Genomic DNA, 12,645 nt, shown 5'->3' with positions numbered 1-12,645 from the left:
CCGGTGGGCCGCTCCGCGCCGCCCTTCAACGTCGCGGCGCGTGTCAGCCGTGTGTCAGCCGCCCGCGAGCGCAGCCCGTACCGGCGCAGTATCGGCCCGGCCCTTCTCGTAGACCGTGAGGCCCCGTGTCAGATGGAGAGGTACCAGCAGCAGTTCCACGATGAGGGCCTTCCAGGCGTAGACGAGGTTGACGGCCTTGGTTGCGTAGACGCAGGGGATGTTCAACAGGACGGTGGAGAGGGCGAGTTTGCGGCGATGGGCGGCGTAGAGGAGTGGGGGTGTTGTCAGGAGGAGTTCGGCGCCGGCCCACCAGACGAAGGCCAGGGCGGGTGGCTGGTCGGTCGTTGCGGTGAGAAGGAAGGGGGTTGCCCACCACAGGGGTGCGGTGAGGATCTCCAGGAGGGCGAGCAGCACCCAGACCGCTAGCAGGGGTTTGTGCAGGATCAGCCGTCCGAGGTGGAGTCGGACGTTCTGACAGAAGCCCGCCATCCAGCGCCAGACCTGTTTGCGGAGGTAGGTGAGATCTTCCGGGTCGGCGGCCAGGGCGACGGCATCGGAGACGTAGACCGCGCGTCTGCCCGCGATCTGCTGGGACCATGTGTAATCCATGTCCTCGACGATGGTTCGTTCCGGGAAGCCGCCGAAAGCCATCAGGTCGTCGCGCCGGAAGACGGAGCAGCAACCCGAGCACACCATGGGGCTGTTGGCGCGGGCCTGGATGGGGCGGTGCCAATGGAAGCCAAAGAGATATTCGGTGGAGCGTCCGCGTTCCCAGAGTGTGCGGGTGTGGCGGGTGCGGACCGTGCCCGCGGCGACCGAGACGCCGGGGTCGTCGAAGACGGGCAGGACGGTCTCGATGTAGTCCGGCGCGAGGACGGTGTCCGCGTCCACGGCCAGTACGAGGTCGGTGGTGCACTGCGGCAGGGCATAGTTCTGCGCCTTGGCCTTGCTGCCGAGATTGCGTGGCGGCCGCAGTACGGTCACTCCGTGTGAGGCGGCCACCTCGCCCGTGCGGTCCGTGGACGCGTCGTCCACTACCAGGACCCGGTCAGGCGGGACCGTTTGAGAGGCGAGGGACTCCAGCGTGGCCGGCAGTCCTTCCTCCTCGTTGTGTGCGGGCACGATGACGGTGATGGTGTGCAAGTCGTTCTCCCCCTGTCTTGCGGATCGCGCCAACTACGACGGTGAGCAGTCCGATCACGCCGTAGACGATGGTGCTGATGCCGATGAACGGCAGTCCTCCGTGCATGTCACCGACGGTAGGGGAAGTGGCGCCCGGCGTGGTTCCGGAGGGTTCCTCCTGTGGATAACTCGCGCAAGGGGCGGGGCGCCGGCGGGAGGGAGTTGTCGGAGGGAGGGAGTGTCGGAGGGAGGGAGTGTCGGAGGGAGGGAGTGTCGGCGGGAACGGGGCAGTGCACGTGTCCGGTGAAACCCGGCGAGGTGAAAGGCCGTCATGTCCTTTGAGACCGGCGGCGTTTCGTGTTCGCCACCGGCCACTGCCTTCAGGAGTCCGCATGTTCGCCGCCCCTGCCTCCCCGGCCCCCGCCGCGAGGCCCCTTCCGGCCGCCCCGTCCGCCCCGCCCGCGGACTTAGCCTCCGCGCCCCGCCGCCGTCACCGGATCGCGGTGGCCCTCGCCGCGGGCACGCTGCTCGCGGCCGTCGGGCCGACGCCCGTGTCGGCCGCGCCCAAGGCCCCGGCCGACACGGTGTCCACCGTCAAGTACACCGCCGACGAGCGCCGTGAGGCCCTCGCCTACTGGACCCCGGCCCGTATCAAAGCCGTGGGGAAGTCCGTGGACCTCGGCCCGACCGGTCCGAAGTCCCGGCCGTGGCGGGGTGCCACCATGAAGACCGTTGGACGGCTGTTCTTCGTCAACGCCGACGGCGCCGACTCCTGGTGCACGGCCACCGCGGTCCGGAGTGCCAACCGTTCCGTGGTGATGACCGCCGGACACTGCGTGCGCCTCGCCGCCTCACCCGTCAACACCTACCTGGACCTGGTCTTTGTCCCCGGCTACCACAAGGGCGCACAGCCGTATGGTGCCTTCCCGGTGCGCGCCGCCCTGACTCCGCGCACCTGGGCGGAGGACGCCGTCAACGACGTGGCGGCGCTGGCCGTCGACCCCGACGCCAAGGGCCGCCGGCTCACCGACGTGGTGGGCGGTCAGAGCGTCGGCTTCCACCACCGGGTCGGCGGGCGGACCATCGCCCTCGGCTACCCCGCCACCCGCCCGCAACGTGGCGAGGAACTGCTGCACTGCACCGGTACGGCCACGCGGGCACCCAGCGACGAGCAATCCGTCCCGTGTGACATGGGTGGCGGCTCCAGCGGCGGCCCCTGGCTGACCGACTTCGACGAGGCGACCGGGCGGGGCGTGCTGGTCTCCGTCAACAGCCACGGCGATGCGATGACGGACAGCGCGCGCATGTTCGGCCCAGTGCTGGGGGACGTCGCGAAGCAGGTCTACGGGCGGGCGGAACGCAGCTGACGCCGGCCGGCGGGCGGGGCCGGGGCGTTTCTCCGGCCCGCCTCCCGCATCTCTGGGAACAGCGTCCGTCCTTGGGCCGCGGGCAGTCCAGTCAATGACCAATCGGTTGGTGAATGTTGGGGAGGAAGGGCGGCACCTCCCTGGTTCGTCTCCCTGGTTCGTCGAGCGCGTCAGGCGAGCTGATTCCGCCGCGAGAGGTGGACGGAGACGGCGCGAGCGGCAGACTGAACCCCATGACCCCACAAGACCCCAAGGCTGACCTTCACTTCTACCTGCAATCCGCCCGCGATGCCCTGCTGTGGAAGCTCGACGGGCTCTCGGAGTACGACATTCGTCGCCCGCTGACGCCGACCGGCACCAATCTCCTGGGCATGGTGAAGCACGTGGCCAGTGTGGAGCTGGGTTATCTCGGCGACACCTTCGGGCGGCCGTCCGGCGAGCCGCTGCCCTGGCTCGAAGACGGTGCCGAGACCAACGCTGATATGTGGGCCACCGCCGACGAGTCACGTGAGTACATCGTCGGGCTCTACCGCCGGGCGTGGGTGCACGCGGACGCGACGATCAGCGCGCTGGCACTGGACACGATCGGCAAGGTGCCGTGGTGGCCCAGTGGCAAGGACGAGGTGACGTTGCATCATGCTGTGGTGCGGGTGATTGCCGATACTCACCGGCACGCCGGCCATGCCGACATCCTCCGGGAACTCATGGATGGCGCCGTGGGGATGAACGAGCGCAACGACAGCATGGCGCCGGGCGACGCGGCCTGGTGGGAGAATTATCGAGGCCGAGTGGAGCGGGCAGCGCAGGAAGCCGGCCGGGACGCGCAATTTCAGACTTGAGCACGCGAGGTCTCAATACCCCTAAGTGCCAAGGGATTTGGGCGCCAGTGCCGCCGTTGTGTTCAAAGAGGCTGAGACGGTGCCGGATTGCTCGGCGCAGGCCAGCCGCCCATGACGGCGGCTGGCCCGCCCCGAGGCAGGCAGCACCAGCAGGCAGGGGGCAGGAGGGCAGCCGACAGCGGAGCCGGCCTGCCAGCCGCCCGCCCTCACCTGGCTCCACTCCTCGGCCGCGGGTACGCCGCCCCCCTACGACGTCCTCTCCTACGACATCCCCTCCGCCACCACCGACGCCGCCTGCGCGACCAGCGCGTCGTCATACTTCGCGTCCTTCTGGGTGCGGTTCGACATGATCGCTACGACGATGGGGGCGGCGTGGGGCGGCCAGACCACGGCGATGTCGTTGCGGGTGCCGTAGGTGCTGCCGGCGCCGGTCTTGTCGCCTACGAGCCAGGTTTTGGGCATGCCGGCCTTGATGAGTTTCGCTCCGGTGGTGTTGGTCTGGAGCCACTTGGCGAGCTGGGCGCGTTCACGCCCGGGCAGGGTGTCGCCGAGGACGAAGGTGCGCAGGTCCTTGGCGAAGGCGCGGGGTGTGGTCGTGTCCCGGGTGTCGTTCGGGGCCCAGTCGTTGAGTTCCGGTTCGTGGCGGACCATCCGGGTGGTGTGGTCACCCAGCTTCTCCAGTACGGCGTCCAGGCCCTTGGGGCCGCCGATCGAGTCGAGCAGCAGGTTGGCGGCGGTGTTGTCGCTGTAGCGGACGGCGGCGTCACACAGGGCGCGCAGGGTCATCCCGGTGTCGACGTGCTCTTCGGAGACGGGGGAGTTGGGGACCAGATCGTCGCGGGAGTAGGTGATCACCTTGTCCATGCCGGACAGTGAGTACTTTTGCAGCACGGCGCCGGCGGCCAGCGCCTTGAAGGTGGAGGCGTGGGCGAAGCGTTCGTCCTGGTGGTAGGCGATCTCGCGGCCCGTGCCGGTGTTGAGCGCGTAGACGCCGAGCCGGGCGTCGAATTTTCGCTCAAGGTCCTTGAATGCCCGGGCGGATGACTTCGGCGTCGCGTCCGTGTGCGCTGCTTTCGTGGTGGGGGAGGAGGCGGCCGGGGAGCCGCAGGCGGTGAGCGGGACGAGACTGAGGGCGGCGAGCGCGCCGATCACCAGGCGCCGGGCTCGGGTGTGGTGCATGTCAGATCCTTTGGGAATCCCGGGCGCGCGAGGCGTACGGGGAACGGGGGCGGCCGGCCCTGCTCCGGGTGGCCGCCGTTGCCGCGACCACCCTCGCGTTCCGGCATCTATGCAGTCCAATGCGCTCATGAGGGTTTCCATGCCGAAATCGCATAGGGTGGCGCCGTGGATCTGGTGGGAGCGTGTCGTGCGTTCGTCAGCGTGAGCGAGCGCGGCAGTTTCACCGTCGGAGCGGCCGCCGCGCGGATGTCGCAGTCGGTGGCCAGCCGTCGTGTCGCCGCCCTGGAGGAACGCTTCGGTGAGCGGCTTTTCGAGCGGACGGCGCGGCGGGCCGTGCTCACGCCCTTCGGCCGGGACCTGCTGCCGGCCGCCAGACAGCTGGTGCTCGCGGCCGATGTGCTGCAACACGAGGCGGAGACCGCCAAGCTCAAGCCGTGGCGGCTCGCGGTGCCCGACATCTGCTCCACCGCCGGTCTCGCCCGCCTCATCGCCGACGCCCGAGGCCACGGAGTCACCCTCGATCTCCGTGCCGCGGCACCGGCGGAGCGGGCCGAGCTGCTGCACTCCCAGCAGGTGCGCGCCGCCTTGCTCGCCGTCCCGCGGGACGAGGCGACCTGGTCCGTGCCGCTCGGGCTCGCCGGTGCGCAGGATCCGGGAGGCAAGCGCCTCTATGCCGAGACGCTGCGCATGGGGCGCGCCGCGCTCGGCGAGCCCCGCCGTATCTGGATCCAGCCGGAGGACGATGTGCCGCACATCCGTGACCCGTTGACGCGACTGCGCGATGCCGTCGGGCTGCGGCCCGCCCAGCTCGTCGTCGCGGCGGACCACACGGCCGCCGCGGCGGAGGTGCTGTGCTCGCGCGATGTGCTGCTCTGCTCCCCCGCGCAGGCTCGGGAACTCGCCCTGCACTGGCGGCCCCTCGGCGAGATCACCCTCACCCGGGGGTTCGCCCTCGCCACTGCCGTCGCCGGCCACCCGGACCATATCCGGGCGCGTCTGGGCGACGAGATCGCCCGCTGCCTCGGCGCCGACGAGGGCGCCGGGACGCCGGGCGCGGTGGTGACATGAGCACCGAGGCACTGCTTCGCGAGATGCGTCAGCAGCTGCGCGACGGCGGTCTGCACGGCTGTTTCCTCGTCCGGGACCTGCATACGGGACAGGAGCTGGGCATCGAGCCGGACACCCAGCTGCCCGCCGCTTCCCTGGTGAAGATCCCGCTGGCGCTGGCCACACTGGAACGCATCCGGCGGGGCGAGCTCGACGGATCGACGATGCTGACGGTGGAACCCGGGCGGATCACCTCGCCCGGTCCGACCGGGCTGAGCCGATTCCGTCATCCGGTCCGGATCGCGATCGATGATCTGCTCTACCTCAGCACCTGCGTGAGCGACGGGACGGCCGCCGACGCGTTGTTCGCCCTCACCCCGCCCGCTCAAGTTGCCGGAATCATGCGGGAGTTCGGGCTTCAGGGCGTCTCCGTCCGGCACACCACGCGCGAGCTGACCGAGACCCCCGTGGAACGCTTCGATGCCGCGGAGGCCCATCTCGCCTACGCGCTCGCCATCGAGGCCGGCACCAGCGGCCGCGGCCACCGGGTGCCGCAGCTCGATGTGACCCGCGCGAACTCCGGCAGCGCGCGCTCGTACGTCGAACTCCTCCAGGCGCTGTGGACACCGTCGGCGATCCCCCCGGAGGTGGCCGAGCGCGTCCGCGGCCTCATGGCGGACAATCTGCTGCGGCAGCGCATCGCCCCGGACTTCAGCTCGGACGCGTCCATCTGGTCCTCCAAGACCGGCACCCTGCTCAACCTCCGGCACGAAGTCGGTGTCGTCGAGCACTCCGACGGCCAGACCTTCGCCGTCGCCGCCCTCACCGAGTCACTCGTCCCGGCCGGCACCCAGCCCGATGCCGATGCCGTCATGGCGCATGTCGCGCGCACCCTCCGCGACCACCTCCGGCAGCTTTAGGGCGTGCCTGTGGGGGATGCCCCCGGGGCGCCGTCCCGGTGCGGTGGTCCGGGACCGTACTCGGTGAGCAGCAGGGCGATGTCGTCGGCCCGGTAGGAGGAGCCCCGGGCGTTGTGCAGCAGCCGGTCGGCGAGTTCGTCCAGGGAGTCCGCGCGGGCGTGTGCCAGGGAGGAGCGGAGGCGGTCGATCCCCACGTCGATGTCGGCGCCGGGCTCCTCGACCAGACCGTCCGTGTAGAGGGCGAGGACGGATCCCGGCGGGAGGCCGACCGGGGTGGTGGGGTAGGTGCTCGTGTGCTCCACTCCGAGGAGGGGGCCGATGTCGAGGTCGAGGACCTCGGTCGTCCCGTCGGGGCGGCGGAGCAGCGGCGGGGGGTGGCCGGCGGTGACGGCTTGGGCGTGGTGGGTGTCGGCGGCCACGTGGAGGTAGCAACAGCTGGCCAGCAGCCCGGGGTCGAGGTCGATGAGGGTGCGGTTGACGCCCGCCATCACCTCGCCGGGGGTATGGCTCACTGCGGTGAACGCCCGTACCGCGCTGCGGAGTTGGGCCATGGTGGCCGCGGCGGCGATGCTGTGGCCCTGGACGTCGCCGATGATGAGCGAGACCCCCTGACCGGTGGGGACGGCGTCGTACCAGTCGCCGCCGATGTCCATGCCGCTGGTGCCGGGCAGATAGCGCGCGACGGTGCGGATGCCGGGGATCACGGGCAGCCGGTGCGGCAGCAGCGCCTGCTGGAGGCCGCGTGCGATGGCGAACTCCGAGTCGTAGAGCTTCGCGCGTTCCAGGGCCTGGGCGATCAGCCCGGCGAGGGCGGTGAGCACCCCGCGGTCCTTCTCGGTGAACCGGTGGTTCTTGTCGAAGCCCAGGACGCAGGTGCCGACCGGGTGGTTGGAGGCGATCAGCGGCAGATACGCCCAGGAGTTCACCTCGCCGGTGGCGGCGCCCGGATAGTTCCGGGTGAGGTCCTGCCGCGATTCGATGAAGAGCGGAGCGCCGGCGGTCAGGGCCTCCGTTCCGGGCAGCCGGGCGTGCAGCGGCGCGCCCTCCAGCCCGTCGAGGAAGTCTTCGTGGCGCCCGGTGTGGAAGAGGCGGTGCATCGTTCCCTGGCGGACCACATAGATGGCCAGCTGCTGGCCTCCGAAGGCGGGCAGGAGCTGGTCGGAGACGACTTCGCAGACCTGGCGGGTGGTGACCGCCTCGGTCAGCGCGCTGCCGAGCTGGAGGACGTGGTGCATGACGCCCAGCCGCGTCGGGGTGGCGGCGGTGGCCGGCTCGGCCGCGGAGGCGGGCGGCGCCGAGGCCGACGGGGGATGGCCCAGGGGCACCACCCGGCCGGTCACCCCGTCCGCTTCCGGATGGAGGGAGAAGGCGAGCCAGCGGTCGGGCGCCTGGCAGGCGAGGAACGAGGCCGGCGCCTGCGAGATCATCGCGGACCGGTGCCGGGACTCGACATCGGGATCGGACAGCCAGGGCAGCGCGTCCCACAGAACCCGCCCCAGCAGCTCGTCGCCGGACACGTCCAGCTGCCGCAGGGCGGTGTGGTTGGCGTAGGTGACCCGCCCGTCGGGGGCGAGGGAGAACAGCCCGTCCCGCAGCCGTTCGACCGCGGCGACGGCCGCGCTGCCGGCCCGGCTGTCGACGACCGCGCCCACCAGCTGGCGGCGGGCCGGCGCCTCGCCCGTCTCCAGGACCCGGGCCCACAGCTCGACCGTGCGGTAGCCCTCGCCGCCGCCCCCGCGATCCCGTACGCGCAGGCGCCGCGCGGTGATCCGGTGGCCCCTGGCGGCCGCCTCCCGGGCCGCGGACAGGAACGCGGCGAGATCGCCGGGGTGCAGGCAGGCGGCCAGCGAGGTGGCCTGACCGTCGAAGGCCCGGGGGTCGAGACCGAAGATCGTGCAGAGCTCGTCGTCCCCGCGGAAGGCGCCGGAGCCGAGATCCCAGCCGAACAGGCCGACCCGTACGGCCGTGGCGGAGGGCGCCGGGATCTCGACCGGCACCGTCTCCGGGGCGCAGTCCACCGGATCGCCGGTACGGGTGCGGAGCGCGGCGAGGGAGCTCCCGAGCCGGCCGGCGACGGTCCGTACGTGGCGGCGCCGGGCCCGGGACAGCCCTTCGCTGCCGGGTGACGCCGCCCAGACGATCGCCAGCGCCCCGAAGGTTTCGCCGCCCGCGCACACCGGCACGGAGCAGGAACCGAAGGCGTACGGCAGCGCCACCGCGAGCTGCGGATAGCGGCGCATGGTCTCCTCGGCGTTGGCCAGGTGGACGGTGCGCCCGGAGCGGTACGCCGTGGCGAGCGGGATGGGGCTGCTCACCGGGATCAGGTGCCAGCCACCCAGCAGGGAGGGCGGTACCCCGTATGTCGCGGCGAGCACGATCGACCGGCGGTCGCGGGAGCGGAGAAAGACGCTGCCCGCGTACGCGCCGGTTCCCTCGACGGCTTCGACGGCGGCCGCGGCGAGCAGATCCGCGCGCTCCGCCGTCTCGCCGACGGTCATCCCGCGCATACCTCCAGTGTGCGCATGGGTCGGCCCGGCGGCACAGAGCGGCCACGCAGCGAGACGCAGGGGTCACCGGCTGCACCCTCCTGCCGCGCCGGGACGCCTCAGGCTCAGGCTCAGGCTCGGGCCCGCACCCATGGCCGCCTCACCCGGGCCTCCGCCTTTGGGCGGCGGCCCGGCACCTCCGTCTTTGGGCAGCGGCCCCGCCACCTCTGTCTTTGGGCAGAGGCGGCTCACCCTCAAGAAGCAGGGAAGCCCGGCGCGGAGCCCTCGATAATCGTCGTCATGTCCTCCAGCGCCCCGGCCGAGACCGCGCCCCCCGTTTCCCGAAGCCTCTTCGCGGGGCCGGGGGAGCAGGGGCGGTGGCTGGTGTGGCGGGCGGTGGGCGAGGCGGTCACGGCCGCGGTGCTGGTGCTGCTCGTGCATGTGGCGGAGTCGGACGTCGAGGCCAGGCTGGTGGGCGAGGCGGCGGGCCTGGCGGTTCTCGGGGTCGTGCTGGTGCTGATGCGGCGCCGGTTTCCGGCGGCCTGTGTGGTCGGGCTGGCGGCGCTGATGGGGGCGGTGCCGTCGGTGGCGCTGCTGACCGCGGTGGCCGCCTACACCGCGACCCGGCAGCTGCGGACGCCCCGGCAGCGGATCGGGGTGCTGCTCGGGGCGGCCGCGCTGACGATGCTGATCGGCGCGGTGTGCGCTCCGGTGCTGGAGGTGGGCAGCAGCCTGTTCGGCCTGGCGCTGGGTGCGGTGCTCGCCGTCACCACGGTCGTGGTGCCGGGGCTGGTCGGTACCGCTGCCGGGCAGCAGGGCCGGCTGCTGCGGGCGCTGCGGGAGCGGGCGGCCGCCGCCGAGGAGGCGCGGCGGCTGGCCGAGAGCGAGTCCCGTATGCGCGAGCGGTCGCGGATCGCCGCGGAGATGCACGATCTGGTCGGGCACCGGCTGAGCCTGGTCTCCCTGCACGCGGGCGGGCTGGAGATGGCACTGGAGAAGGCGGCGCCCGAACTGCGGGACGAGGCCGCGGTGGTGCGCCGCGCCACCCGGGACGCGATGCAGGAACTGCGGGAGGCGCTGGGGGTCCTCGGCCCGCTGGAGAGCGACACCGGCACCGGCGCGCTGACCGACGCGACAGGCACCCGCGCGGACATCGAGGCGCTGGCCGAGGAGTCACGCGGGGGCGGCATCCCCGTCGAGCTGTGCTGGGAGGGGCCGGATCTGGACGCCCGGCCGGCCCGGGTGCGGCGGGCGGTGCACCGCGTGGTGCGCGAGTCGCTCACCAATGTGCACCGGTACGCGGCCGGGGCGCATGTGACCGTCGCCGTCCGCCACACCGGCGAGCGGGTGGTCGTGCGGGTACGCAACGGCGTTCCGCCCACCCGGCCCGCCGCCACGACGGGGCTCGGCTCCGGGCGCGGGCTGGCCGGACTGCGGGAACGGGTGGCGCTGCTCGGCGGAGAACTGGAGGCCGCGCGCACACCCGGTGGCGGCTTCGCGGTCGCGGCCGACCTCCCCGCCGACCCCGGGCCCGGCGCCGAGACGACGGACACCCGACCGGAGGCCGGTGGCCCGGTCGCGGCCGACGAGCCCGCCGGCCGGCTCTCCGTCCTCCAGCGGCGTGCCGCCGGCGCCGTCATCGGGCTGCTGGGCCTGACCGGGGTGGGCGTGATGCTGCTGTTCGGGGTCCTGCTGGTGGACCGGTCACGGTATGACCTCGCGTACGAGCGCCCCGAACGGCCCCGGTTGGGGATGACGAAGGAGCAGGTGAAGCAGGCCGTGCCGGCGGACGACGAGGCCTCGCGCGCGGCCGCCGCGGGGCAGGAACCGCCGCGTCCGCGAGCCGCCACCGAATGCCTGTATCCGTACGCGAGCGAGCGTCCCGAGGGCGGCCGGCTGCCGATCGTCCGCTACTGCTTCCGGTCCGACACCTTGATCGCGATCGACCGCTTTACCGTTCCGATGGTGACCGAACCGCATGGGAGCAGGACGCATGACTGACCAGCCCAACTCCGCGCTCTCCGGGCCGGGTTCCGCGATCCGGGTGCTGCTCGCCGACGACGAGGAGATGGTCCGGCACGGCGTCCGGCTGATCCTCCGGCACGCCGAGGGCATCGAGGTGGTGGCGGAGGCGGCCAACGGCGCCGAGGCCGTCCGGCGCGCCGCCGAGGACCGGCCCGATGTGGTGCTCCTGGACGTCCGCATGCCCGTACTCGACGGGCTCGCCGCCGTCGAACCGCTCACCGCCCTCAACCCCGCGCCGCAGGTGGTCATGCTCACCACCTTCGGCGACGAGGAGAACGTCCTGCGGGCCCTGCGGGCGGGCGCCACCGGCTTCCTGCTCAAGGACGAGGGACCGCAGGAGCTGATCCGCGCGGTACGGGCGGCGGCCGCGGGGGATGCGGTGCTCTCGCCCGGTGTCACCGGGACCGTCGTCCGGCGGATGCTCAGCGGCGGCGGGCCCCGCGTCCCGGACCGCAGAGTGGCCGGACTGACGGACCGGGAGCGGGAGGTGCTGGTGATGCTGGGCGAGGGGCTGTCGAACCTGGAGATCGGCGGCCGGCTCGGCATCGGGGTGGGGACGGTCAAGACCCACGTCGGCTCGATCCTGGGGAAGACGGGGTGCGGCAGCCGGGTGCAGGCGGCGCTGCTGGCGCACCAGGCCGGACTCATGGGCTGAGGCCCGGGCTCGGGCTCCCGTACGGCCCGCTGGGCCCCTCCGGCTCTCCCTTAGGAGCCCCGCCGGCTCTCCCTTAGGGGAGAGGGGCCGTGGTCCGTGCGGGCGAGGGAGCCGCGGTGGCTCCGCCCTTGGACAGGCGGCGCATTCCCGACCTGAGGGCGACGGATCCGGGGGTGTGTCGCGGCCACGATGGTCGGGAGTCCCGCACCCCTCCCAGGAGCCCCCATGTCACAGCCCGCACCCCCGGCCACCGGCCCTCAGGCGACCGCCGTCGCCGCCCGCGCGACCGAGCTGACCAAGGTCTACGGCACGGGCGAAACCCGCGTCGTGGCCCTCGACTCGGTGTCCGTGGAGTTCGGGCGCGGCCGGTTCACCGCGATCATGGGGCCCTCCGGCTCGGGAAAGTCGACCCTGATGCACTGCATGGCAGGGCTCGACTCCTTCTCCGGGGGCTCGGCCCGGATCGCCGACACCGAACTGTCCCGCCTGAGCGACCGTCAGCTCACCGTACTCCGCAGGGAGAAGGTCGGCTTCGTCTTCCAGTCGTTCAACCTGCTGCCCACGCTCAACGCCCTTGAGAACATCACGCTGCCGATGGATATCGCCGGCCGCCGGCCCGACCAGGAGTGGCTGGAGCTGATCGTGGGGACCCTCGGCCTGTCCGGGCGGCTGCGGCACCGCCCCTCGCAGCTCTCCGGCGGCCAGCAGCAACGCGTCGCGGTGGCCCGCGCGCTGGCCGGGCGACCCGAGATCATCTTCGCGGACGAGCCGACCGGCAACCTCGACTCCCGGTCCGGCGCGGAGCTCCTGGGCTTCCTGCGGGATTCGGTACGCGAGCTGGGACAGACGGTCGTGATGGTCACGCACGACCCGGTGGCCGCCTCCTATGCGGACCGGGTGGTCTTCCTCGCCGACGGGCGGCTCACCGACGATCTGCCCGCCCCCACCCCCGAGGCCGTCCTCGACCGGATGCGGCACTTCGACGCCCAGGGCCGGCAGACCTGA

The 12,645-nt window shown here is 72.3% G+C and carries 10 protein-coding genes; 7 read left to right on the top strand and 3 right to left on the bottom strand.

Translation table 11 applies throughout. The features are described from left to right. Nucleotides 1-54: 54 nt before the first annotated feature. Nucleotides 55-1,143 (bottom strand): glycosyltransferase family 2 protein, encoded by a 1,089-nt coding sequence (locus ACZ4XD_RS08050; protein WP_468039328.1) that lies wholly within the window; start codon nucleotides 1,141-1,143, stop codon nucleotides 55-57. 371 nt (nucleotides 1,144-1,514) lie between these two features. Between ACZ4XD_RS08050 and ACZ4XD_RS08045 the strand changes: the two genes are divergently transcribed. Together ACZ4XD_RS08045 and ACZ4XD_RS08040 are read left to right on the top strand one after the other, a co-directional pair. Next, nucleotides 1,515-2,489, top strand: a complete 975-nt coding sequence (locus ACZ4XD_RS08045) for a trypsin-like serine peptidase (protein ID WP_468039326.1) — start codon at nucleotides 1,515-1,517, stop codon at nucleotides 2,487-2,489. A 233-nt stretch (nucleotides 2,490-2,722) separates the two neighbouring features. Continuing rightward, complete coding sequence (locus tag ACZ4XD_RS08040; RefSeq protein WP_468039324.1) at nucleotides 2,723-3,328, top strand: DinB family protein; 606 nt, start codon at nucleotides 2,723-2,725, stop codon at nucleotides 3,326-3,328. A 261-nt stretch (nucleotides 3,329-3,589) separates the two neighbouring features. Here ACZ4XD_RS08040 and bla read toward each other — a convergent pair whose 3' ends face one another. Beyond that, nucleotides 3,590-4,507 (bottom strand): class A beta-lactamase, encoded by a 918-nt coding sequence (gene bla / locus ACZ4XD_RS08035; protein ID WP_468039322.1) that lies wholly within the window; start codon nucleotides 4,505-4,507, stop codon nucleotides 3,590-3,592. A gap of 165 nt (nucleotides 4,508-4,672) precedes the next feature. On the opposite strand from bla, the gene ACZ4XD_RS08030 reads away from it, so the two are divergent. Together ACZ4XD_RS08030 and ACZ4XD_RS08025 are read left to right on the top strand one after the other, a co-directional pair. Further along, nucleotides 4,673-5,575, top strand: a complete 903-nt coding sequence (locus tag ACZ4XD_RS08030; protein ID WP_468039320.1) for a LysR family transcriptional regulator — start codon at nucleotides 4,673-4,675, stop codon at nucleotides 5,573-5,575. Then, nucleotides 5,572-6,474: a serine hydrolase gene (locus ACZ4XD_RS08025; RefSeq protein ID WP_468039318.1), complete on the top strand. Its 903-nt coding sequence runs from the start codon at nucleotides 5,572-5,574 to the stop codon at nucleotides 6,472-6,474. Before ACZ4XD_RS08030 ends, ACZ4XD_RS08025 begins: the two co-directional genes overlap by 4 nt. Here ACZ4XD_RS08025 and ACZ4XD_RS08020 read toward each other — a convergent pair. Beyond that, complete coding sequence (locus ACZ4XD_RS08020; protein WP_468039316.1) at nucleotides 6,471-8,981, bottom strand: SpoIIE family protein phosphatase; 2,511 nt, start codon at nucleotides 8,979-8,981, stop codon at nucleotides 6,471-6,473. The genes ACZ4XD_RS08025 and ACZ4XD_RS08020 overlap by 4 nt on opposite strands. A gap of 279 nt (nucleotides 8,982-9,260) precedes the next feature. Here ACZ4XD_RS08020 and ACZ4XD_RS08015 point away from each other — a divergent pair, with 279 nt between their 5' ends. From ACZ4XD_RS08015 to ACZ4XD_RS08005, 3 genes are all read left to right on the top strand, one after another. Continuing rightward, the gene (locus tag ACZ4XD_RS08015) at nucleotides 9,261-10,961 is read left to right on the top strand and encodes a sensor histidine kinase (RefSeq protein WP_468039314.1); all 1,701 of its coding nucleotides are present in this window, start codon (nucleotides 9,261-9,263) and stop codon (nucleotides 10,959-10,961) included. Continuing rightward, nucleotides 10,954-11,640, top strand: coding sequence for a response regulator (locus tag ACZ4XD_RS08010; RefSeq protein WP_468039312.1), 687 nt, complete (start codon nucleotides 10,954-10,956; stop codon nucleotides 11,638-11,640). Before ACZ4XD_RS08015 ends, ACZ4XD_RS08010 begins: the two co-directional genes overlap by 8 nt. A 225-nt stretch (nucleotides 11,641-11,865) precedes the next feature. Continuing rightward, complete coding sequence (locus ACZ4XD_RS08005; RefSeq protein WP_468039310.1) at nucleotides 11,866-12,645, top strand: ABC transporter ATP-binding protein; 780 nt, start codon at nucleotides 11,866-11,868, stop codon at nucleotides 12,643-12,645.

It is taken from the genome of Streptomyces sp. NPDC029466, assembly GCF_055574515.1.
The sequence above is the reverse complement of the archived record's forward strand: the minus strand, read 5'-3'. Positions and strand labels throughout refer to the sequence as shown.

Excerpts from the sequence above, each read along its gene's own strand:
- ACZ4XD_RS08010 (WP_468039312.1), top strand. The coding sequence starts at position 10,954 with ATGACTGACCAGCCCAACTCCGCGCTCTCCGGGCCGGGTTCCGCGATC.
- ACZ4XD_RS08005 (WP_468039310.1), top strand. The coding sequence starts at position 11,866 with ATGTCACAGCCCGCACCCCCGGCCACCGGCCCTCAGGCGACCGCCGTC.
- ACZ4XD_RS08025 (WP_468039318.1), top strand. The coding sequence starts at position 5,572 with ATGAGCACCGAGGCACTGCTTCGCGAGATGCGTCAGCAGCTGCGCGAC.
- ACZ4XD_RS08040 (WP_468039324.1), top strand. The coding sequence starts at position 2,723 with ATGACCCCACAAGACCCCAAGGCTGACCTTCACTTCTACCTGCAATCC.
- ACZ4XD_RS08045 (WP_468039326.1), top strand. The coding sequence starts at position 1,515 with ATGTTCGCCGCCCCTGCCTCCCCGGCCCCCGCCGCGAGGCCCCTTCCG.
- ACZ4XD_RS08015 (WP_468039314.1), top strand. The coding sequence starts at position 9,261 with ATGTCCTCCAGCGCCCCGGCCGAGACCGCGCCCCCCGTTTCCCGAAGC.
- ACZ4XD_RS08020 (WP_468039316.1), bottom strand. The coding sequence starts at position 8,981 with ATGCGCGGGATGACCGTCGGCGAGACGGCGGAGCGCGCGGATCTGCTC.
- bla (WP_468039322.1), bottom strand. The coding sequence starts at position 4,507 with ATGCACCACACCCGAGCCCGGCGCCTGGTGATCGGCGCGCTCGCCGCC.